Origin of the sequence: Spirillospora sp. NPDC029432, assembly GCF_040703975.1 — a bacterium.
GTDB lineage: Bacteria > Actinomycetota > Actinomycetes > Streptosporangiales > Streptosporangiaceae > Spirillospora.
Genome location: NZ_JBEZWH010000006.1, coordinates 83,349 through 104,427 on the forward strand (window position 1 = coordinate 83,349; position 21,079 = coordinate 104,427).

Annotated in this window: 20 protein-coding genes; 5 read left to right on the top strand and 15 right to left on the bottom strand. The window is 72.0% G+C overall.

Annotated elements, in window-relative coordinates; translation table 11 throughout:
- Positions 1-64: 64 nt before the first annotated feature.
- The 7 genes from AB0881_RS06645 to rfbB all read right to left on the bottom strand — a co-directional run bounded on the left by AB0881_RS06645 (position 65) and on the right by rfbB (position 7,431).
- Complete coding sequence (locus tag AB0881_RS06645; RefSeq protein WP_366614804.1) at positions 65-997, bottom strand: DMT family transporter; 933 nt, start codon at positions 995-997, stop codon at positions 65-67.
- Positions 990-2,039: a fatty acid desaturase family protein gene (locus AB0881_RS06650; protein WP_366614806.1), complete on the bottom strand. Its 1,050-nt coding sequence runs from the start codon at positions 2,037-2,039 to the stop codon at positions 990-992. Before AB0881_RS06650 ends, AB0881_RS06645 begins: the two co-directional genes overlap by 8 nt.
- Before the next feature lie 324 nt (positions 2,040-2,363).
- Positions 2,364-3,380, bottom strand: coding sequence for an acyltransferase domain-containing protein (locus AB0881_RS06655; RefSeq protein ID WP_366614807.1), 1,017 nt, complete (start codon positions 3,378-3,380; stop codon positions 2,364-2,366).
- Positions 3,381-3,446: 66 nt separating this feature from the next.
- A complete protein-coding gene (locus AB0881_RS06660; RefSeq protein WP_366614808.1) occupies positions 3,447-3,701 on the bottom strand; it encodes an acyl carrier protein in 255 nt (84 codons plus the stop codon).
- 25 nt (positions 3,702-3,726) lie between these two features.
- Positions 3,727-4,971 (bottom strand): ketosynthase chain-length factor, encoded by a 1,245-nt coding sequence (locus AB0881_RS06665; RefSeq protein ID WP_366614809.1) that lies wholly within the window; start codon positions 4,969-4,971, stop codon positions 3,727-3,729.
- Complete coding sequence (locus AB0881_RS06670) at positions 4,968-6,266, bottom strand: beta-ketoacyl-[acyl-carrier-protein] synthase family protein (protein ID WP_366614811.1); 1,299 nt, start codon at positions 6,264-6,266, stop codon at positions 4,968-4,970. Before AB0881_RS06670 ends, AB0881_RS06665 begins: the two co-directional genes overlap by 4 nt.
- Before the next feature lie 148 nt (positions 6,267-6,414).
- On the bottom strand, positions 6,415-7,431 hold the full coding sequence (gene rfbB, locus AB0881_RS06675) for a dTDP-glucose 4,6-dehydratase (protein ID WP_366614813.1): 1,017 nt from the start codon (positions 7,429-7,431) through the stop codon (positions 6,415-6,417).
- A gap of 307 nt (positions 7,432-7,738) precedes the next feature.
- On the opposite strand from rfbB, the gene AB0881_RS06680 reads away from it, so the two are divergent.
- Both AB0881_RS06680 and AB0881_RS06685 read left to right on the top strand, forming a co-directional pair.
- On the top strand, positions 7,739-8,974 hold the full coding sequence (locus AB0881_RS06680) for a dTDP-4-dehydro-6-deoxyglucose aminotransferase (RefSeq protein ID WP_366614814.1): 1,236 nt from the start codon (positions 7,739-7,741) through the stop codon (positions 8,972-8,974).
- Between the two features lie 116 nt (positions 8,975-9,090).
- On the top strand, positions 9,091-10,128 hold the full coding sequence (locus AB0881_RS06685; RefSeq protein ID WP_366614815.1) for a nucleotide disphospho-sugar-binding domain-containing protein: 1,038 nt from the start codon (positions 9,091-9,093) through the stop codon (positions 10,126-10,128).
- Positions 10,129-10,217: 89 nt separating this feature from the next.
- Here the strand turns inward: AB0881_RS06685 and AB0881_RS06690 are convergent, their stop codons facing one another.
- The 6 genes from AB0881_RS06690 to AB0881_RS06715 all read right to left on the bottom strand — a co-directional run bounded on the left by AB0881_RS06690 (position 10,218) and on the right by AB0881_RS06715 (position 15,754).
- Positions 10,218-11,198 (bottom strand): Gfo/Idh/MocA family oxidoreductase, encoded by a 981-nt coding sequence (locus AB0881_RS06690; RefSeq protein ID WP_366614816.1) that lies wholly within the window; start codon positions 11,196-11,198, stop codon positions 10,218-10,220.
- Between the two features lie 145 nt (positions 11,199-11,343).
- Positions 11,344-11,955 carry a dTDP-4-dehydrorhamnose 3,5-epimerase family protein gene (locus AB0881_RS06695; protein WP_366614817.1) on the bottom strand — a complete coding sequence of 204 codons (612 nt, stop codon included), beginning with the start codon at positions 11,953-11,955 and terminating at the stop codon, positions 11,344-11,346.
- Between the two features lie 26 nt (positions 11,956-11,981).
- Entirely contained in the window at positions 11,982-13,091 is a 1,110-nt protein-coding gene (locus tag AB0881_RS06700) for a DegT/DnrJ/EryC1/StrS family aminotransferase (protein ID WP_366614819.1), read from the bottom strand.
- Positions 13,088-13,813: a methyltransferase domain-containing protein gene (locus tag AB0881_RS06705; protein ID WP_366614820.1), complete on the bottom strand. Its 726-nt coding sequence runs from the start codon at positions 13,811-13,813 to the stop codon at positions 13,088-13,090. The genes AB0881_RS06700 and AB0881_RS06705 overlap by 4 nt, the downstream gene beginning before the upstream one ends.
- A complete protein-coding gene (locus AB0881_RS06710; protein ID WP_366614821.1) occupies positions 13,800-14,819 on the bottom strand; it encodes an NAD-dependent epimerase/dehydratase in 1,020 nt (339 codons plus the stop codon). The genes AB0881_RS06705 and AB0881_RS06710 overlap by 14 nt, the downstream gene beginning before the upstream one ends.
- Positions 14,816-15,754 carry a putative sugar O-methyltransferase gene (locus AB0881_RS06715; protein WP_366614823.1) on the bottom strand — a complete coding sequence of 313 codons (939 nt, stop codon included), beginning with the start codon at positions 15,752-15,754 and terminating at the stop codon, positions 14,816-14,818. Before AB0881_RS06715 ends, AB0881_RS06710 begins: the two co-directional genes overlap by 4 nt.
- A gap of 323 nt (positions 15,755-16,077) precedes the next feature.
- Here AB0881_RS06715 and AB0881_RS06720 point away from each other — a divergent pair, with 323 nt between their 5' ends.
- The 3 genes from AB0881_RS06720 (at position 16,078) to AB0881_RS06730 (ending at position 19,267) form a co-directional block, all read left to right on the top strand.
- Positions 16,078-17,103 (top strand): methyltransferase, encoded by a 1,026-nt coding sequence (locus AB0881_RS06720; RefSeq protein WP_366614825.1) that lies wholly within the window; start codon positions 16,078-16,080, stop codon positions 17,101-17,103.
- Between the two features lie 69 nt (positions 17,104-17,172).
- On the top strand, positions 17,173-18,048 hold the full coding sequence (rfbA, locus tag AB0881_RS06725; protein WP_366614827.1) for a glucose-1-phosphate thymidylyltransferase RfbA: 876 nt from the start codon (positions 17,173-17,175) through the stop codon (positions 18,046-18,048).
- A 55-nt stretch (positions 18,049-18,103) separates the two neighbouring features.
- Positions 18,104-19,267, top strand: coding sequence for a nucleotide disphospho-sugar-binding domain-containing protein (locus AB0881_RS06730; protein ID WP_366614829.1), 1,164 nt, complete (start codon positions 18,104-18,106; stop codon positions 19,265-19,267).
- A gap of 40 nt (positions 19,268-19,307) precedes the next feature.
- On the opposite strand, the gene AB0881_RS06735 is transcribed toward AB0881_RS06730, so the two are convergent.
- Positions 19,308-20,057: a phytanoyl-CoA dioxygenase family protein gene (locus AB0881_RS06735; protein WP_366614830.1), complete on the bottom strand. Its 750-nt coding sequence runs from the start codon at positions 20,055-20,057 to the stop codon at positions 19,308-19,310.
- Positions 20,058-20,065: 8 nt separating this feature from the next.
- Entirely contained in the window at positions 20,066-21,079 is a 1,014-nt protein-coding gene (locus AB0881_RS06740) for a GntG family PLP-dependent aldolase (RefSeq protein WP_366614831.1), read from the bottom strand.

Consider the following 21,079-nt stretch of genomic DNA (forward strand, 5'->3'; position numbering starts at 1 on the left):
GGCTACGGTGCTCTCGCAGCGTGGCATCCGTTCCAATAGGTCCGGTCGAGCACGGGTGGACCCGTCACGGTGCCTCCGGCACCGGGGCGGTGTGCCGCTCCGGTGGATCCCGGGGGACGGTGGCGCGCCGGGAGGCGAGCACGCCCAGGACCACTCCCCCGCCGATCAGCAGCGCGCCGCCCGCCCGGACGAAGGTCACCGTCGTGGCGCCGACGGCGACGGAGGTCAGCATCGCGGCGATCGGGATGAGCCCCGCGAACAGCCCCGCGGTCTCCACCGGGATCTTCGAGAGGCTCGAGTACCACAGCACGAACGCCCCGGCGGTGGGCACGAGCGCCAGATACCCGATGGCGGCGGTCTCGGCACCGGTCGGCAGGGGCGGCGGGCCGCCGAACGCGAGGCCGTGAACGAAGAGCACGACCGCGGCGACGGCCGACACCCACATCGACAGCGCCGCCGGTTCCAGATCGTCCAGCAGCGGTACGGCCAGCAGCGAGAAGCCGCACTCGCACAGCATCGCCAGGATCGCCCAGAGCAGGGTCGACGCCGGCATCGATCCGCCGACGCCGTGCACGATCGCCGCGCCCGCGACGACGACGGCCGCGGCGGCCACGATGCCCGGGGACGGGGCCCGCCGCGACGACAGCGGGCCGGCGAGGGCGAGCACCACGGGCACGGCCCCGACGATGGCGCCGACCGTGCCCGCGTCACCCCCGCGGAGCGCCGCGATCAGGAAGAAGTTGAACCCGGCCAGCCCGACGGCGGCGAGGGCGGCGAGCCGCAGCCACTGCGCCGGCCGCAGTCGCGGCCAGGACGGCCTGAAGCGGACCAGCGCCAACAGCAGCAGGGCCGCCAGCGCGTACCGCAGTGCCTGCCCGAAAGCGATGGGGTATTCGGTCAGCCGGCTGCTCGCCGCGACCGACGACCCGACGGCGATGCTCGAACCGGCCGCCGCGCAGCCCCCGGCCAGGAGGGAGACGAGCGGCCGCTCAGCCACGGTGGCCGGACGCGACCGTGCCCAGCGGGCAGTCGCGCGCGCAGTCGGGGACCTTCGGGCGGCCGCCGGCGAACAGGGAGCGCAGGACGGCGCCACGGCCGCGGTTCCGCAGCACGCCGCTCTGGTAGGCGGTGTTCTCCTCGGGCCGCAGGACGTCCTGGATCACCGAGGGCCGGCCGGGACGGGACGGCAGGAAGAACCCCTGGCACTGGTGGGCGCCGCGGTATTCGGGGACGCCGCCGAGGATGCGGTGCAGCCGGGGCAGCGCGTGCTGCGGGACGATCGGGTAGAGGTGATGCGCGAGGTGCCAGTTGGCGTTGTGGGGCGCCAGCAGCTGCCGCACCGGCCAGGAGGCCGTCCAGCTGCGGGTGGCCTGCCAGGGGTCGTCGCTCTCCAGCCCGGCGTGGTCGGCGATGTCGCTCCAGTACCGCAGCACCTGGTACACGGTGAGGTAGGGCACCAGCCACAGCAGGACCACCTCGGTGACGAGGCCGGTCGCGACGGTGACCGCTCCGGCGCCCGCCAAGAACAGCACCCGCCAGAACGTCTCCTTGCGGTCCTCGTCCCGGCCCGTCAGCGCGGACAGCACGTTGTAGGGCATGTGCGTCAGCAGCAGCGATCGCAGCAGGTGCTTGCGGGTGAACCGGCCGGGATTCCGCGGTCTGATGATGCCGATGGCCGAGTAGTGCCGCCGTTTCGGGTCCAGGCGCTCGTCCCACAGGTGCCTGTGGTGCTCGCAGTGCGCGCAGAGGTAACCGGAGACGCCCTCCAGCAGCGGGAAGGCGATGAAGAGGCGGCCTGCCCACAGGTTCAGCCCGCGGTTCCGCATCAGCTTGTAGTGACTGGCCTCGTGCAGGAGGCTGCGCAGCGCCCGCTGCCGGGAGGCGATGACGACGGCGGCCATCACGTAGACCACGACGTTGAAGCCGGACCATACCGTCACGGCCGCCATCGCCGCGATGACGAGCCAGTCCACCGCCAGGTAGAAGAACCCGTGCCAGTTGTCGCGCGAATAATGCAGTTCCTTGATCTGCTCCTTCACGGCGGGAGGAATTGCCTGTCTATGACCCTTGCGGACCCGGGTGGGGAGACGGCAGCCGTTGGGCGTTGGCATCTTTTCTCGACTCCTCGTAGTGGTCAAAACCTCGGTCAGCATAGGGCGCACCGACAGCGTCCAACACTGCCGAGAAGGGATGCCGAACGGCCGACTCCGGCCATCGCGCGGCGATGATTGAACGAGATGAGAACGGCCGGAAAATTCTCTTACTGGAGCCGAACACAGGAGTTCTGGCGCTTGTTTACCGCTTCGGAAAGCGGTGCCTCTACTCGAGTTAAGGCTGCTCGAACGGCCGCCGGGGCCGGTCGTTCACGGAAGGGCCAGCCCCAGCCGTGCGGCCGCGGCGGCGAATCGCTCGGCCTCCCCGTCGGGCCCCGCCGCCGGTGGACCGGTCAGCGACAGGACCTCGCAGCGGCCGGAGCGGACCTCCGGGAGGCGCCGGGCCAGGGTCGTCAGGCCCTGTCCGGGGCCGCATTCGATCAGCAGCCGCGGGCCGTCCGCCACCAGCGCTTGCAGGGCCGGCCAGAACAGCACCGGAGCCACCGGATGCCGGGCCCAGTACTCCGGATCCACCGCCTCGGCGTCGGTGAGGCGGCCCGCCGTGTACCCCGACACCATGGCGATCTTCGGCGCCCGCGCGGGCATGCCGTCCAGCAGGGGGCGGGAGGCGTCGACCAGGGGCTGCAGGACGGCGCTGTGGAAGGGCGTGAGCGACTGCACCGGAGCCCAGGTGAAGCCGCCCTCCCGCAGCGCGTCCAGGGTGGTGCGCAGCGGCTCGGCCGCGCCCGCGATCACCGTCTGCCGGGGCGCGTTGACCGCCCCGACGTCCACCCCCGGCCGCAGGTACGGGGCGATCTCCGTCCGGGAGGCGGCGACGGCGGCCATGCCGCCCGCGGGCGCCCCGGCCAGCCGGCCGATCCGGTCGTGCACGATCCGGACGGCGCTCTCGAGGTCGAAGATCCCGGACAGCGTGGCGGCGGCCATCTCGCCGATGCTGTGCCCGAGCAGGGCCACCGGCCGCAGCCCCAGGTCGGTCAGCAGCCTGCCGAGCGCGTAGTCGATCGCGAACAGCAGCGGCTGGGAGCGGCGGACGTGATCGATGGGGAGCCGGGGACGGGGCGCGAGCCATTCGGATCGCAGCTCGTCCCCGGCCGCGCCCATGAACCGGAACACGTCGTCGATCGCCGCCGCGAACGCGGGCAGGTCCCGGTACAGGCCGGTGCCCATCCCCGGGTACTGGGCGCCTTGGCCCGGCATCAGCAGGGCGGGCGGCGGTTCGCACGGACGGTCGGGCCGTGCGGCGGTCGACATGTCGGGCCTGTACATGGTCGCGGCCTTCTCCGGATGTTCCGAGTGTTTCGGGTGTTGCAGGTGCCGCCGGGCGGTGTCCCGTCAGGCCGCCTGCAGCCGCCTGTTGACGAGGTCGACCAGTTCCCGCGGGGTCTGCGCGTCGCCGAGGTCCTCTTCGGGGATCTCGACGCCGTAGTCCCGGCTGATCCTGCTCTGCGTCTCCAGCAGCGCGAGCGAGTCGTATCCGAGCTCGTCGAAGGGACGGTCCGGAGCCTGCTCGAGCGGCTGGGCGGACTCGTCCTCCCCGGCGCACGCGCGCATGATCTCCTCAAGCTCCCGCAACGTGATCAGCTGCACGACTGCCCCTTTCTCCTAGTGGTCCCTAGTGGTCGCGTTCTGTCTTCGCCGTCTCCGCAGGGACGGGCCGGAGCACCATCGCGGAGTTGAACCCGTACCGGCCGCGGGCGATCACCAGCGCCGGGCCCGGCCGCCATGGCCGCGGCTCGCCGATGACCAGATCGATCCGGGGACCGGCCGCGACCGTCCGCACGTTGATGGTCGGCGGGACGAGCCCGTCGCGCATCGCCAGCAGGGCGCAGGCCAGATCCGCCGGCGCGCCGCCGGAGCTCATCCGTCCGGTCATGGTCTTGGGGACCGTGACGGGCACCGCGCCCCGGCCGAAGACGTCCGCGATGGTCTCGGCCTCGACCCGGTCGTCGTCCGGCGTACCGGACCCGTCGGCGAAGACGACGCCGACGTCCGCGGCGGCCACCCGGGCGTCCGCGAGCGCGGTCTCGACGGCGCGGCGGAGGCCCGGGGCGCCGCCGTGCCTGGAGGCGGCGTCGAACGTCGCCGCGTACCCGGCGATCTCACCGTAGAGGCGCGCGCCGCGGGCTCGGGCGGCCGCGGCGTCCTCGACCACGAGGATGGCGCCTCCCTCACCGGGGACGTGTCCTCGTGCGCGCACGTCGAAGGGAAGGTACGCGGTGCGCGGGTCGTCGCCGGTGCTCAGCGTTCCGGCGCTCATTCGCGAGACCCAGCCGTAGGGGCAGAAGGAGCTGTCGACGCCCCCGGACAGCACGAGCCGGGTGCCCTTGCGGATGTTGCGCCGCGCCTGGGCCACCGCGTCGAGGCCGCCCGCCTGGTCGCCGACGACGACGCCGGCCGGGCCGCGCATGGACTGCCGGATCGAGATCTGCCCGGTGTTGACGGCGTAGAACCAGGCGAACGACATGTACACGCTGACGTGCTCGGGGCCCTCGGTCCAGAGCTTGTCGAGCTCCCGCTGGCCGTACTCGAAGCCGCCGAACGCGCCGGCCGTCGCGACCCCCATCTCGGAGGGGTCATAGGTGCCGGGTTCCAGGCGGGCGTCGGCGAGCGCCCAGTCGGACGCCGCGAGGGCGAGCTGGGTCATCCGGTCGGTCTGCGGGATGAGCCGGCCGGGCAGGTGATCGGCGGGTTCGAACCCGTCGACCTCGCCGCCGAGCCGGGACGGGTAGCCGCTGACGTCGAAGCGCCGGACGGTGCCGATGCCCGATTCGCCGCGCAGCGTCGCCGCCCAGAACTCGTCCGTCCCGAGGCCGTTCGGCGTCGCCACGCCGATCCCGGTGATCGCTGTCGTGGTCATGCGGCGGCGCCGGGGTGGGTGAGGACGAGCGCGGTCTGGAAGCCGCCGAAGCCGCTGCCGATGTTGAGGATGGTGCCGAGGTCGCGGTGGCGCGGCTGGTGCGGGACGTAGTCGAGGTCGAGCTCCGGGTCGGGTTCGTGGAGGTTGGCCGTGGGCGGGACGAGGCCGTGGTGCAGTGCCAGGGCACAGGCGGCGGTCTCGATGGCGCCGATGGCGCCGAGGGAATGGCCGATCATGGATTTGATGGAGCTGACGGGGGCCCGGTGGGCGTGCGCGCCGAGCGCGCGCTTGAGGGCGGCGGTCTCGTGCCGGTCGTTCTGCTTGGTGGCCGTGCCGTGGGCGTTGACGTAGTCGACGGCGTGGGCGGGGAGGCCTGCGTCGGCCAGGGCGGCGGTGATGGCGGCGGCCATGTCGGCGCCGTCGGGCTTGAGGCCGGTCATGTGATAGGCGTTGCTGCGGGAGCCGTACCCGGCGATGCGGGCGTAGATCGGCGCCCCCCGGGCGCGAGCGTGCTCCAGAGATTCCAGGACGAGGATGGCGGCGCCCTCGCCCAGGACGAACCCGTTGCGGGTGCGGTCGAAGGGGCGCAGCGCCCCGGCGGGGTCGTGGTTGCTGGACGAGGTCGCCTTGATCGCGTCGAAGCACGCCACGGTGATCGGGGAGATCGGGGCGTCGGTGCCGCCGGTCAGCATCACGTCCGCGGCGCCCTCGGCGATCACCTCGGCGGCGTGCCCGACCGCGTCCAGGCCCGAGGTGCATCCGGCCGAGACCACCGTGACCGGGCCCTGGGCGTTGGCCTCCCACGCCACCTCGGCCGCCATCGACCCCGGCATGAACTGGTCGAACAGATGCGGCCCGGCGTAGTGGTGGTCCAGCTCCCAGCGGCGGCCGGTGTCACTGAGCACCAGATACTCCGCCTCCAGCGAACAGGTCGCGCCCACCGCCGTCCCCAGGCTGACCCCCACCCGCCCGGCGTCGACTCCGTCCCCGCCGTCCGGCCCTGCGCCCAGGACGCCGTCCAGGCCGGCGTCGGTGAGCGCCTCGCGGGTGGCGGTCAGCGCGAACTGCGCGGCGCGGTCCAGCCGGCGCACCTCCCGGTGCGACAGCCCCGCCGCGAACGGATCGAAATCGACCTCGGCCGCGATCCGGGACCGGAACCCCGAGGCGTCGAACGCCGTGATCGCCCGGGTCGCCGTCCGCCCCGAGGAGATCAGCTCCCAGAACGCCTTCACCCCCACGCCGCCCGGCGCGACCACGCCCAGCCCCGTCACCACCACCTCGCGGCCCGTCACCACGCCACTCCCCTGTTCACGGCACGCTCTTCCCACGTACTCCGCCCCAGCCTGCGACCACGCTCTGGAGACCCGCTCAAGACCAGGCGGAAGCCGTACGACGGCTCCCGGACCGGTCCCGCGTTCAAGGCCGACATGAAGATGCACTCCCTCATCTGGTCACGGGATCCGGGACGGGCGCCTGGTCGGATTCCGCGCCGTACCGCGCGAAATCCTCGGCCCACCAGTCGCGGTTGCGGTCGTACCAGGAGACGACGCCGGCGAGGCCCTGCTCGAACGGCACCCGCGGTGAGTAGCCGAGCTCACGGGCGGCCTTGCCGTAGTCGAGGGAGTAGCGGCGGTCGTGCCCCTTCCGGTCGGTGACGAAGCGCACCGACCCCCAATCGGCGCCGCATCGTTCCAGCAGCAGGGCGGTGAGGTCCCGGTTGGTCATCTCGACGCCACCGCCGAAGTGGTAGATCTCGCCCTCGCGCCCCTTCTCCAGGGCCAGGTGCACCCCTCGGCAGTGGTCGGCCACGTGCAGCCATTCGCGGACGTTGCGGCCGTCGCCGTAGAGCGGGACCTGCCGGCCGTTCAGCAGGCTGGTGACGAAGCGCGGGATCACCTTCTCGATGTGCTGGTAGGGCCCGTAGTTGTTCGAGCAGCGGGTGATCACCACCGGCAGCCCGTGCGAGCGGTGGTACGCGCGGGCGAGCAGGTCGGCCGACGCCTTCGACGCGGCGTAGGGGGAGTTCGGGAGCAGCGGGTGGTCCTCCGTCCACGAACCCGCGGCGATGGAGCCGTAGACCTCGTCCGTCGAGATCTGCACGATCCGGTCGATGCCTCGCCGCAGGCAGCACTCCAGGAGCGTGTGGGTGCCGAGCACGTTGGTGATGGTGAACGGGGAGGCGTTGAGCAGCGACCGGTCCACATGGCTCTCGGCCGCGAAGTGGACGACGGCGTCGTGCCCGGGCAGCAGGTCGAACAGCAGGTCGCCGTCGCCGATGTCGCCCTTGACGAAGGTCAGGCGCCGGTCCCCGATCGGGAGGTTCGCCACGCTTCCCGCGTAGGTGAGCTTGTCGAGGACGGTGATCGTGGTGTCCTCGTGACCCGGGTAGCAGCCGTCCAAGACGCTGCGCACGTAATGCGAGCCGACGAATCCGGCACCGCCGGTGACGAGAATCCTCATGGCCGGCCGCCGCTGCCACCGGCGGGCGCAAGTGCCTTCATCATGTCCCGTTTCCGACTAGGGAGATCTTCGTGCCTCAGCGTCGTGGCGCACGGCAGATCCTCGGTGGAGGCCCGCTGGAAAAGCGCTGGAAGACGAGTCGCCGGTGAACGCCGGACAGTGAACGCGGCTCCGCCGCGACGCCGCCGAGACCGCCGCACCAGCCGCCCTCAACCGCGGTGCGAGTAATGCGCGCGACAGTCCTGTGCCGAGGGAACCCGTGGGAACCGGTCCACGGCGCCCACGACGTTCACCTGGAGGTCCGGGAGTGAAGCGGAAAGTCGATGACCTCGCCCTTTTCGGCGGACCCGCGGCCTTCCTGCGGCCGCTCTTCGTAGGACGGCCGAGCATTGGCGACCGGTCGCGTTTCCTCGAACGGCTCAACCGGGCGCTGGACGACAAATGGCTCACCAACGGCGGCCCGCTGGTCGGGGAGTTCGAGGAGCGCGTGGCGGAGGTGGCCGGTGTGCGCAACTGCGTGGCGACGTGCAACGCGACCACGGCTCTGCAGTTGCTGTACCTGGCCAAGGATCTGACCGGCGAGGTCATCATGCCCGCGATGACGTACGTGGCCACCGCGCACGCCGCCCGCATGCTGGGGCTCACACCGGTGTTCTGCGACATCGATCCGGTGACCGGATGCCTCGACCCCCTGGAGGCGGAGGCCGCGATCACCTCGCGCACGTCCGCGGTGGTCGGCGTCCACCTCTGGGGACGGCCCAGTCCCATCGACGAGCTGGAGAAGGTGGCGGCCCGGCACGGCCTGCACATGCTCTTCGACGCGGCGCACGCGCTGGGGTGCAGCTACCGCGGCCGGCGGATCGGCCGTTTCGGGGCCGCCGAGGTGTTCAGCTTCCACGCGACGAAGGTGGTCAACAGCTTCGAGGGCGGCGCCGTCGTCACCGACGACGACGGGCTCGCGCAGCAGCTGCGGTCGATGCGCTCCTTCGGTTTCGGAGCCGACGGCCACAGCGTGCGCCTCGGCACCAACGCCAAGATGAGCGAGGCCGCCGCGGCGATGGGGCTGACCTCGCTCGAGGCGTTCGGCCGGACCGTGGTGCACAACCGCGCCAACCATGCCCGCTACCGGTCCGAGCTGCACGGGGTGGACGGCGTCTCCGTCGTTCCCTTCGACGACGACGAGGACCCCAACTGCCAGTACGTGGTCGTCAGGATCGACGAGGCCGGCACCGGTATCCACCGCGACCTGCTGATGCGGGTGCTGAAGGCGGAGAACGTCGTCACCCAGCGCTATTTCTCGCCCGCCTGCCACCAGGTCGAGCCGTACCGCACCGAGCGTCCCGTCACGCTGCCGCGCACCGAGCGCCTGTCGGAGCAGGTGCTCAATCTGCCGACCGGCCCCGCGGTCTCCGAGGCGGACGTCCGCCGGGTCTGCGAGGTCGTGCGGGACGTGGTCGCCATGGGCGCGGAGGTGACCGACCGGTCCCGCCGCCAGGCGGGCCATGCGCCCGCGCCCGCCGGCCGGGCGAACGCGACCCGCTAGGGCCGGCGAGCGGGCCGTTCGGACGGCGGCCTCGCGATCGAACGCCGCCCGCCGCATTATCGAAGATCCAGGAAAGCGACAGGTCTCCACTCCTCACGGGAAGCACACCGATCGCCATGAGATTCCTGTTCACCGTCGGTGGCAGCGCCGCGACCGTCTTCGCCATGTCCCCTCTCGCGACGGCCGCGCGGAACGCGGGTCACGAGATCCTCCTGACCGTCGACGAGCCGCTGCTGGAGGCCGTGGAGGCCATCGGGCTCCCCGCGGTCGCCACGCCCCATCCGGGGATGCCGTCCGCCCGGCTGGCCGCGCTGCTGGATCTGGCCGGGGACTGGCCGCCCGATCTGGTCGTCGGCGGCCTGTCCCACGTCCCCGGGCTGCTCGCCGCCCACCGCAAGGCCCTCTACGTGCGCCACTACTGGGACATCGTCCCGCTGAGACCAGAGGAGGGGCTCCAGCCCGAGCTGGAGCGCCTGGGCCTGCAAGCGCCGCCGCGGGCCGATCTGTTCGTCGACGTCTGCCCGCCGTGCCTGCGGCCGCCGCTCACCCCCGGTGCGCGGCCGATGCGCTGGATCCCGAGGAATCGCCAGCGGCGCCTGGAGCCCTGGATGTACACCCGCCCCGAGGGGCGCCCCCGCGTGCTGATCACCTCGGGATCGCGCATCCCGATGCTCCGCACCGCCGGCGATTCCATGCGGCCGCTGCTGGACGAGCTCATCCGGGCGGACGCCGAAGTGCTGATCGCGGCGCCCGAGGGCGCCGCCGAGGAGTTCGGCGCGGAGCTCGGCGACGTCCGCATCGGCTGGCTCCCGCTGGACGTGGTGGCCCCCACGTGCGATCTGGCGGTCCACCACGGGGGCGCGGCCACCGCCATGACCTTCATGAACGCCGGAGTGCCGCAGCTGATCACTCCCGAGAACGGCTACGCGAGGACCGTCGCGGAGGCCGTGTCGGGCTACGGCGCCGCGCTGACGGTGCTGACCGAGGGGCAAGAGCCCGGCAAGGATCCGGCCGAGGTGATCGCCGCGGGCTGCCGGGCGATCCTCTCCACACCCCGGTACGCCGAGCGGGCACGGGCCCTCGCCGAGGAGATCGCCACGCTCCCGACGCCCGACGAAGTGGTCCGCGAGCTGGAGAGGCTGGCCGCCGCATAAGCCGGGCGACCGGCTCTCGGGCCGCCTCGGGCGGGCGTGGAAGGCGCCCGCCCGAGGCGGCTCTTCGTCACGGGAGTCAGTCGCGGGAGTCAGGCGGTGATCCGCACCGCGTTCGCCCGCACCTGGTCCACCAGCCGGGCCTGATCGGTGATCGCTTCGGCGTGGGCGGCGTAGTCCTCGTCCTTCAGGAGGGACCGGGCGAAGGCCTCGGCGATGTTCTTGAACTGGTGGTCCGCGGGCAGGGTCAGGTCCTCGGTCCCGTCCTGGGACTCGATGCGGATGAGCGGCCGCCGGGTGGGAGGCGGGGTGAACGCGCGGTCCAGCGTGAGCCGGGCGTGGTCGCCCCACAGCGAGTAGCAGGACCGGTAGGCGTGCTCGAAGCCGAAGGACAGCTCGGCGGTGACGCCCGCAGGGGTGGACAGAAGGGCGTGGCCGGCCACCTCGACGCCCCGGACCGGGTGCAGGCGCAGCACCGAGCCGATGACGTCCAGCTCGCCGCCGAGGAAGTAGGAGGCGGCGCGGATCGGGTAGACGCCCACGTCCAGCAGGGCGCCGCCGCCCAGTTCGGGGTTGTACCGCCAGTTGTCCGGGTCCAGCGCGGGGATGCCGAAGCTCGCGGTGAACACGCGGGGCTCGCCGATCCGGCCGTCCCTGACGAGGCGGCGGACGACCCCGTGCTGGTGGTGGTGGAGGAACATGTAGTTCTCCATCAGCCACAGGCCGGCCTTCCTGGCCTGGTCGACGAGGTCGAGGGCGGTGGCGTGGTCGCAGGTGAGGGGCTTTTCGGAGAGCACGTGCTTGCCCGCCGCGAGCGCGCGGCCCGCCCAGTGCGCGTGCAGGCCGGTCGGCAGGGGAAGGTAGACCGCGTCGATGTCCGGCCGTTCGAGCAGGTCGTCGTAGCCGTCGGCGGTGGCGCAGCCGAATCGCTGGGCGACCTTGCGCGCCTTGGCCGGGTCGCGGCTCGCGACGGCCCTCAGCTCGACGCCCTCGGCCTCTTTCATCGCCGGCAGGACCCGGCGGAGCGCGATGCTCGCGCACCCCAGGACTCCCATGCGGACAACGGGTTGCATGCGGTGTGCGTCCTTTCAACAAAGACCGTGCAGGCAGGTGACGAGGCCGCGGCACGGACGGTTCCGGGCGTCCGGGTGCACGAGGCCGTTCACGCGGCAGGCCCGGCCGCCGCCGCGGCGGGGCCGGCACGTCCTGCTCCAGATCTCAGTCGAGGGACCCGCTCAGCCGCTTCTCGACGGCCTGGCACCGGTCGTAGTCCGGCAGCAGGCCCGCCGCGGCCGCCTCGGCCAGCGGCGGGGCGACCTTGTCCCGTTCGGACACGATCGGCTCGATGTCGGTGGGGATCGGCAGTTCCAGCGCCGGATCGAAGGCGGATATCCCCTTCTCGTACTCGGCCGCGTAGGGCTCGGTGAGCATGTAGGACATGACGGTGTCGTCGGCGAGCGAGATGAAGGCGTGGCCGACCCCGACCGGGAAGTAGACCGCGCGGAAGTCCCGCGGGTTCACCAGGACGGCGTCCCACTTCCCGAAGGTCGGCGAGCCCACCCGGATGTCGACGACGATGTCGATCGCCTCCCCGGCCGCGCAGTAGACGTACTTCGCCGTGCCGGGAGGGGTGACCGTGTAGTGGACGCCCCGCACCACGCCGCGCCGGGACCTGCTGTGGTTCGTCTGCGCGACCGGCGGGAACGGGGCGCCGTACGCCTCGACGAAAGCGTGCTTCTGGTAGGGGGACACGAACAGTCCGCGCTGGTCGGGGAACACCTCGGGGGTGAACACGAGCGCACCCTCGACCGCGAGCCTTTCCGCCTTCACCTGATCTCCCTTTAGGGCTCGGGCACTCAGAGCGTGTGGAGGACTTCCCGGAGTGCACTGATCATCTTTTCCTGGAGCTCGATCGAGAGCGCGGGGTACATGGGCAGGGAGAAGATCTGCCCGGCCAGCCGTTCGGTGACCGGAAGCGAGCCCTTCCGGTAGCCGAGGTGCGCGAACCCCGTCATGGTGTGCACCGGCCAGGGGTAGCTGATGTTGAGTTCGATGTCGTAGCCGCGCAGCCGTTCGATGATGTCGTCGCGCCGGGGGTGCCGCACCACGTACACGTAGTACACGTGGTCGTTGCCTTCGGCGATCCGCGGAAGCTCCAGATCGGTGTCCCCCAGCCCGTCCGCGTACCGCTGCGCGACGGCGCGCCGGGCGGCGACGTACTCGTCGAGCCGGCCCAGCTTGCGGCGCAGGATCTCGGCGTGCACCTCGTCCAGGCGGCTGTTGTGGCCTGGCGTCTCGACCACGTAATAGCGGTCCTCCATGCCGTAGTACCGCAGCCGCCGCAGGTTCCGCGCCACCTCGTCGTCCGCCGTGATGGTGGCACCGCCGTCGCCGTAGGCCCCCAGGACCTTGGTGGGGTAGAAGGAGAACGCCGCGGCGTCGCCCATCGAGCCCGCGAGCCCGCCGTGATGGCGCGCCCCGTGCGCCTGGGCGCAGTCCTCGAGGACCAGCAGCCCATGCCTGTCGGCGAGTTCCCGCAGTGGCCGCATGTCCGCGCATTGCCCGTACAGGTGAACCGGCAGCAGGCAGCGCGTCCGCTCGGTGATGGCGGCCTCCACCTGCGCGGTGTCGATGAGGTAGTCCTCCGCGCGCACGTCGACGAAGACGGGCCGGGCGCCCACCGCGTCGATCGCGACGACCGTCGGCGCCGCCGTGTTCGACACGGTGATCACCTCGTCGCCGGGGCGGACGCCCAGGGCCTGCAGGCCGAGCTTGATCGCGTTGGTGCCGTTGTCCACCCCGACGCAGTGCGCGACACCGTGGTAGGCGGCGAACTCCTCCTCGAAACCGCGCACGCTCGTCCCCAGCACGAGCCGGCCGGAGCGGAACACCGTCTCCACCGCGTCGAGGATGTCCGCCTGCTCCTTCTCGTACTCGGCCAGGTAGTCCCACACCCGAAGGGTCACGATCGCTCCTTGCCCATGACACCGACGAAGATCCCGCGGCCGCCCTGGACGTCCTCGACGTACTCGGCGTCGAAGCCCGCGGCGGCGAAGGCGGATTCGTACCGGTCGCGGCCGAACAGCTTGTGCCGGTAGGTCTCCGCGAAGTGCCGCACCCCGGTCTCCGCGTCGGCGACCAGGAAGTGCACGTTCATGGTCGAGACGTCCCCGGAGCGCACCGTGTGCGAGATCCGCGCGATGGTCCGCCCGCCGGACTCGACCACGTCGCCGCCGACGTACCCGTCGATGAACTTCTCCAGGAACCACCACGGCTCGACCACGACGACTCCCCCATCGGCGAGATGGCGCGCGAAGCATTCCAGCGTTCCGCGCAGCTCGTCCTCGTCCATGGTGTGGCCGATCGAACCGAAGAGGCAGACGACGGCGTCGAACCGGCGGCCGAGGTCGAAGTCCCGCATGTCGCCCTGGTGCAGGGGCCTGCCGGGCAGCTTCGTCGCCGCCTTGTCCAGCATGTCCCGGGACAGTTCGAGCCCTTCGACCTCGTCGAAGAGTTCGGTGAAGTGCACGAGATGCCCGCCCGCCCCGCACCCGACGTCGAGCAGGGTACGCGCCCCCGGACGGCGGCGGCGGATCACCTCGGTGAGGTACTCGGCCTCCTGCCGGTAGTCCTTTCCCCGGCTGCTGTTGAGGTCGTCGTGAATCTCGGCGACATCACGTCCGTACACAGGGCTCCTTTCCTGTGGTCTCCTCCTCGTCGAGGAGGGCGGCCACGGTGCGGTCCACGGCGTCCCGAAGCTCCGTCCGCGCGCGCCATCCCGACGCGAGCCGGAAGGGTGCGGGGTCGATCGTCACGCTCAGGAAGTCGATGGCGGGCGCGTTCTCGGGCGGCTTCACGGAGACCACCGGAACCGCCGGCCTCCCGCTGTGCGCGGCGACCGACTCCGCGACCGTCCGGAAGACCTCGTCCAGCGTGTCGTGGCGGCCGGTGCCCACCAGCCAGTGCCGGCCGGCGAGCGCGCCGGGCCGCCGCGTCACCGCCGCGAACGCCTCGGCCACGTCCTCGACGTAGACGAGGTCGCGTTTGACCGTGCCGTCGTGCCACATGGTCAGCGGCTCGGCGGCCAGCGCCCGGCGGACCATCGTGGACACCACGCCCCGGTCGGGCACGCGGGACAGCGGGCTCTGGCCGAAGACCGTCGGCAGCCGCAGGCTCACACCGCGCAGGACGCCCTCGCCGGTGGCGGCCTTCAGGATCCGCTCGGCGGCCAGCTTCTGCCGGTCGTAAGCGGTCTCGGGACGGTCGGGCTCACCGCCGTCCATGGGGTGTTCCGGCGGCGGGCCGACCTGGGACGTCGTCGCGGCGAACACCACCAGCGGCGGTTCTCCCCCCGGGCGCCGCCGCCGGAGGATCTCCACGAGCTCGCGCATCACGCCGACGTTGATCCGCTCGCTGTCCGGGTTCCGTTCGGCGTCGCGCCATCCGCCGTCGTGCTTGCCCAGGTGGTAGACGACGTCCGCGTCCGCCACGGCATCGGCGAGGCACCCGGCGTCGGTGAGATCCGCGGTGCGGACCTCGACTTCGGCCGCCGCCCGTTCGGGGACCGGGCTGGGCCGGCGGGCCACGGCGCGCAGCCGGACCGGCTCCTTCGCGAGGAGCGCCGTGAGGACGGACCCGAGGTAGCCGGACGCGCCGAGCACGCTCACCACCGGCCTGCGTTCGGACGCGGTCACCGGACGCCCCCGGCTGGCCCCCGCTCGGACCGCGCGGCGTTCCTGTAGACGGCCTGCCAGTAGAAGCTCCACGGCGCCGCCCATCCGTCGGCGACGCGGTTCCAATCGCCGCCGGGCCGGTAGGCCGCGAGGAAGGCGGGAACGGCCGCCCGCACGGCCTCGCTGTCGTGGATGTCCAGCACCTGCCTGAGCAGGCCGGTCTCCATCGCCGGTTCCAGGGCCTCGTCGCCTTCGAGATGCCCGTCCAGGCTCCGGTCCCAGTATTTTCCGACCGGATTCTTGACGTAGAAGGAGCCGCACAGCCGATCGATCAGCGAGAGGTAGCCGCGTGCGGTGTCCGGTGCCATTTCGGCGAACGAATCGATGTTGACGCAGAGGTCGAAGCGCCTGGAGTCCAGCACGGACTCCACCTCGTCCACGGTCACGAAATCGATCTTCGCGAAGCGCGCCTCATCCAGGACGTGCCGCAGATACTTCTGGCTGAGCTGGATGGTCGTCTTCAGATCGACGATGCAGTAGGAGGCCACGTCGTGATTGGAGAGCAGGGTGTGGCAGGTGCGCCCGTACCCGGCCCCGATCTCCAGGACGCGGGCGCCCTCCAGGTCCACGGCCTGCTCGATGAACCCCACCTCCAGGATGGCCTGCAGGTAGTCCAGGCAGATGCTCTCGCCGTTCCACCGCACCGCGATGGGATCGCCCACGTCACGGTTCTCCGTCCGCCGCAGCCTGGCCCAGTCGGCCGGCCCGAGTTCCGCCGCCATGGTGTAGCCCAGCGTCTTCAGGTACCTGACACCGTTGGCCCCCGGATCCCACAGCGAGATCTTGTGGTTCCGGCGATCGGATTTGAAGTTCGTCAGGTCGGCGGCCACTTCTTCGGTGACCCAGTACCGGTTGATCCGCTCCCATTGCCGGCTGGCCTGGAAGTTGTGCGCCATCTCAATCCTCTTTCGCCATGGGGAATCCGGATCGACCATGCCTGAATCAGGGATGCCAGCATGAAGCGTGGCATCCGGCCGAGCGCGGCACAACTTTCCGATTGCGGTGCGCGGTCCGCCGGCGGCCGCGTTCAACTGCTCCGGGTCGGCACTTGAACCCGCCCGTTGCGCAGGCAATTTGAAAGATGCCTGGAATGGGCCGGGATAAATATCCTGATGCGGCGCCACATCGGCGGCCGGCGGTGGACATCGGTACTTCGGAAGCCTCGGACCGACCCATGCGAAGGGCCTCACCGAAGGCCCCGTGATCCTGGAGGTGGCACGTGGCGGACAAGGTGGATCTCGAGGCGCTCAGCGACCTGGCGACGCCGTGGAGCATCCATGTGGTGGCGACCCTGGGCGTCGCCGGGCACATGGCGGCGGGGATCACGACGATCGACGAGCTGGCCCGGAAGGCGGACTGCGACGGCGAGTCGCTGGCCCGGGTGCTGCGCCACCTGGTGAACAAGGGTCTTTTCGAGGAGTCCGGCGACGGCGAGTTCACGCTGAACGAGGCGGCCCGCGGCTTCCTGGACCCCGGCCTGTCCCGCGCGCTGAACCTCGACGGCCACGGCGGCAGGATCGCCGGCGCCTGGAGCGGCCTGCTCGCCGCCGTCCGGACCGGCCGCCCCACCTACCAGCAGGTCTTCGGGCTCCCGTTCTGGGCCGACCTGGACGCCGATCCCGACCACGCGGCCAGTTACGACGCGCTGATGGGCGACCAGGGCCGCGGCGTCCCGGACCCCGCGATCCTCATCGGCGACGACTGGGAGGACGTCCGCCACGTCGTGGACGTCGGCGGCGGGACGGGCGGGATGCTGGCCGAGATCCTGCGGGCGCACCCGGGCGTCCGCGGCACCCTCGTGGACCTCCCGCGCACGGTCGCCCGGTCCGGCGAGGTCTTCGCGGCCGCGGGAGTGGCCGACCGCGCCGCGGTCAGCGGGCAGAGCTTCTTCGACCCGCTCCCGGCCGGAGCGGACGTCTACCTGCTCAAGTCCCTGCTCCTGGACTGGCCGGACGAGGAGGCGGCCGAACTGCTCGGCCGGTGCGCCGAGGCCGCCGTGCCGGACGGCCGCGTCGTCGTGGTCGGTGGCGTCTCCGACGGGCCCGCGCCCCGCAGGGCCGGGCTGCTCCTGATGGTGCTGACCGGCGGCAAGCCGCGCGGTCTCGACGAGTTCCGCGCCCTGGCGGCGAAGGCGGGCCTGACGATCACCACGGCCGGCCCCGGGCCGTCCGGCCGCTTCACCGTCGAATGCCGCCCGATACCGCCGTCCGAACCGGCCGTTCGACCGGTGACTTCGCGCGGTTGAACGCGGCCGGGTCGCGCCGGCCCGGGATGAGCGAGCTCGGAGAACGCACACCGCAAGGAAGTGGGGCCTGTGAAGGGGATCATTCTCGCCGGCGGCCATGGCACGCGGCTGCATCCCATCACCAACGGCATCTCGAAGCAGCTGCTGCCCGTCTATGACAAGCCGATGATCTACTATCCGCTGTCGGTCCTGATGCTGGCGGGCATCACCGAGATCGAGATCATCTCGTCGCCGGACGACCTGAGGACGTTCCGCGGGCTGCTGGGCGACGGCTCGTGGCTCGGCCTCTCGCTGAGTTACGCGGAGCAGGACAAGCCCAGGGGCCTCGCGGACGCGTTCCTGGTCTCCGCCGACCACATCGGGGACGACTCCGTCGCCCTGGTGCTGGGCGACAACATCTTCCATGGGGCGGGGTTCGGGACGCTGCTCAACCGGACCGCGCGGAACGTCGAGGGCTGCGTCCTCTTCGGCCACCCCGTGCGGGACCCGGAGCGCTACGGCGTGGGCGAGCTGAACGAGCGGGGCGAGCTCATAGCGATCGAGGAGAAGCCGGCCAGGCCGCGGACCAATCTGGCGATCACCGGGCTATACCTCTACGACAACGCGGTGGTGGACATCGCCGGGCGGCTGCAGCCCTCCGAGCGCGGAGAACTGGAGATCACCGACGTCAACCGCGTCTACCTGGAGCGGGGCGAGGCCACGTTGATCCCGCTGGGCCGCGGGTTCGTCTGGCTGGACACGGGGACGCACGACGCCCTCATGGAGGCGGGGCAGTACGTGCAGGTCCTGCAGCACAGGCAGGGTGTGCGGATCGCCTGCCTGGAAGAGATCTCCTGGCGCCTGGGATACATCGACCGGGACGCCTTCTATCGCCTGGGCAGCCGCCAGGCGAAGTCCCCATACGGCCGCTACATCATGGAAGTGGCCGAATCCGCACCGTCTTGATACCCGGCCCGTCTCCGGACCCGGCGCCCTTCTCAACGGAAGCATGCGAATCGCCATGAAGGTCTTGTTCGTCACCACCGGCAGCCACGTGACCGTCTATGCCACCGCGCCGCTCACGACGGCGGCGCAGAACGCGGGCCATGAGGTCCTCCTGGCCACCAACGAGCCGCTGATCGAGGCGGTGGAGGCCATCGGGGCACCCGCGGTCTCCATCATGCCCGAGACGATCAGGCACTTCATGACGGCCGGAGACGCGCAGGACGCCCCGGGCGGCCCGATGGACGCCCGGGAGGAGATGCTGACCACCGGCCGGGGGCTGGCCAGGATGGCCTCCGCCGCGCTGGAGGCGCTGCTGGACCTGGCCGAGGACTGGCGGCCCGATCTGATCGTCGGCAGCTCGATGAGCTACGCGGCGGGGCTCCTCGCCACCCGCCTGAAGGTCCCGTTCGTGCGGCACGCCGAGTACTTCCAGATCCCGGCCGCGGAGATCGACCCGGGCGCCGAGCAGGGGCTGCGGCCCGAGCTCGACCGCCTGGGGCTGGAGGGGCTGCCGGAACCCGACCTGTACATCGACGTCTGCCCGCCGTCCCTCCGGCCGCCGGGCGGCCCCGAGGTGCGGCCGATGCGCTTCATCCCGAGGAATCCCCAGCGCCGGCTCGAGCCCTGGATGTACGCCCGGCCCAAGGACCGCCCCCGCGTGCTGATCACCTCGGGGACCCATTTCCGCATGCTCTCCGGCGAATCCATGCGGTATCTGGTGGATCGGCTGACCCTGGCGGGAGCCGAGGTGCTGATCACGGCGCCGAAGGGGGCCGCCGAGGAGCTCGGCGCGGGGCTGGGCGACGTCCGCGTCGGCTGGATCCCGCTGGACGTGGTGGCGCCCACCTGCGACCTGGCGGTGAATCACGGCGGCGCGACCACCGCGATGACCATCATGACCGCCGGGGTCCCGCAGCTGATCATTCCCCCGAACACCCACACCCGGCTCATCGCGCGGTCCCTGGCCGACTGCGGCGCCGCCCTCACCGTGCCGCCGCGGCAGGAGCGCGATGGGTCCGCGTCCGATCGGGAGCCGGCCGAGGAGATCGCCGCGGGCTGCCGGGAGATCCTCTCCACCCCTCGCTACACGCGGCGCGCGCAGGCCCTCGCCAAGGAGATCGCCACGCTCCCGACGCCCGCCGAAGTGGTCCGCACGCTGGAGACGCTGGTCACCGCCTGAGCCCTGGCCACCGGCCGGCCCTTGCCCCCGGCAACCTTCCTCAGCGTGGCAGGGCGTAGACGAAGCTGATGGCCCGCCGGGGTTCCCGCGCGCGGTTGGGGGCCGACCGGTGCACGATCCGGCCGTCGAACATCACCGCCGAGCCCGGGTCCAGCGGCACCCGCGCCGGTGCGGAGCGGGCGGGGAGCGCGGCCCGGTCGATGTGCGGCTCGACCGGCCGTTCCAGCCGCGGCCGCCCGCCGGTGCGCTCCTCGTCGCCGACGTGCGGGAGGAGCCCGCCGAGGTGCGAGCCGGGATAGAACTCCAGGCAGCCGTTCTCCCGTGTCGCGGGATCGATCGCCACCCACACGGTGACGACGTTGGCGTGCCGGTCGGTGAAGCCCTCGGGGGCGAAGGCCATGTCCTGGTGCCACGGCTTCTCCGAGCCGAGCCGCGCCGGTTTCGCCCAGAGGAAGGTGTTGATCAACTCCACCGGAGTGCCCGCCACGGGCTCCACGTGCTCGCCCGGCAGGCCCATGTCCGCGGCGATCCGGACCAGCTCGGGCCGGTGGACGTGGACCCGGCTGACCGAGCGCAGCGCGCCGCGCACCGCGGTCGCGCCCTGCTGCCAGGCCACCCAGCCGCCGACCCCCTCGGCCTCCAGCACGAAGTCGTCGGAGGATCGCGTCATCGCGGCGGCCGCCGACTCCAGCCGGGCGACGACCGCCTTGAGCCGGTCCAGTTCCGCCGCCCCCGCCAGCCCGTCCAGGACGGCGTACCCCGCGGTCCGCAGCTCGTCGATGGGATTCATGTTCCTCCTCAGGAGAAGGCGGAGACGATCCGCTCCGCGGCCCGGCGGACATCGCCGTCGGAGTGCTCGCGGTGCACCACCAGGCGGACGAGGTCGGCGGTGATGGGCAGTCCCAGGACGCCGGCGCCGGCCAGCCGTTCGAGCGCCTCCCCGGCGGGCATCCCCGGAACGCGGAACAGCGCCATGTTCGTCGGCCGGCGGATGACCGGCGCCTCGACGCACGCGGCGCCCGCCAGCGCGTCCCGCAGCACACCGGCCCGCCGGTGGTCGTCGGCCAGGTCGGGGAGGCGGTCCAGCGCGACGAGCCCGGCGGCCGCCAGCACTCCGGCCTGATGCAGCGTCCCGCCGACCATCCGGCGGAAGTAGCGCGCCTCCCGGATCAGCTCGGCCGGGCCGCACAGCAGGGATCCGGCCGGCGCTCCCAGCCCCTTGCAGAGGGAGAACGACACGGTGTCGGCGACGGCGGCCAGCCGCGCGGGCTCGCGGCCGAGGGCGACGGCGGCGTTGGCCAGCCGCGCGCCGTCGAGGTGCACGGCGGCACCGGCCCGCCGGGCGGGCGCCGCCTGCCGCCTCAAGGACGCCTCGTCGAGGGCGCTCCCGCCGTACCGGTTGCTGGTGTTCTCGAGCCAGACCAGGGACGCGCCGGACGACTCCCCCAGCGCGGCGGCGACGGCGTCCTCGTCCAGTTCGCCGTCCGGGTCCGGCACGGCGTGGACCCGCACGCGGGCCAGCACCCGCGCTCCGTCGTTCTCGTGATGGAGAAGGTGCGACTGGGCGCCGGCCACGACCGTCCCGCCGCCGACGCCGGCGCCGGCGAGGACCGCGAGCAGGTTGCTCATGGTCCCTCCGCCGGTGAACAGCGCCGCCTCGGTGCCCAGCAGGGCGGCCGCCCGCTCCTCCAGCGCCGCGACGGTCGGATCGTCGCCGAAGCTGTCGTCACCGACCTCCGCCCCCGCCATCGCGGCGCGCATCCGGGGGTCCGGCGTCGTCCTGGTGTCGCTGCGCAGGTCGATGACGTCCAC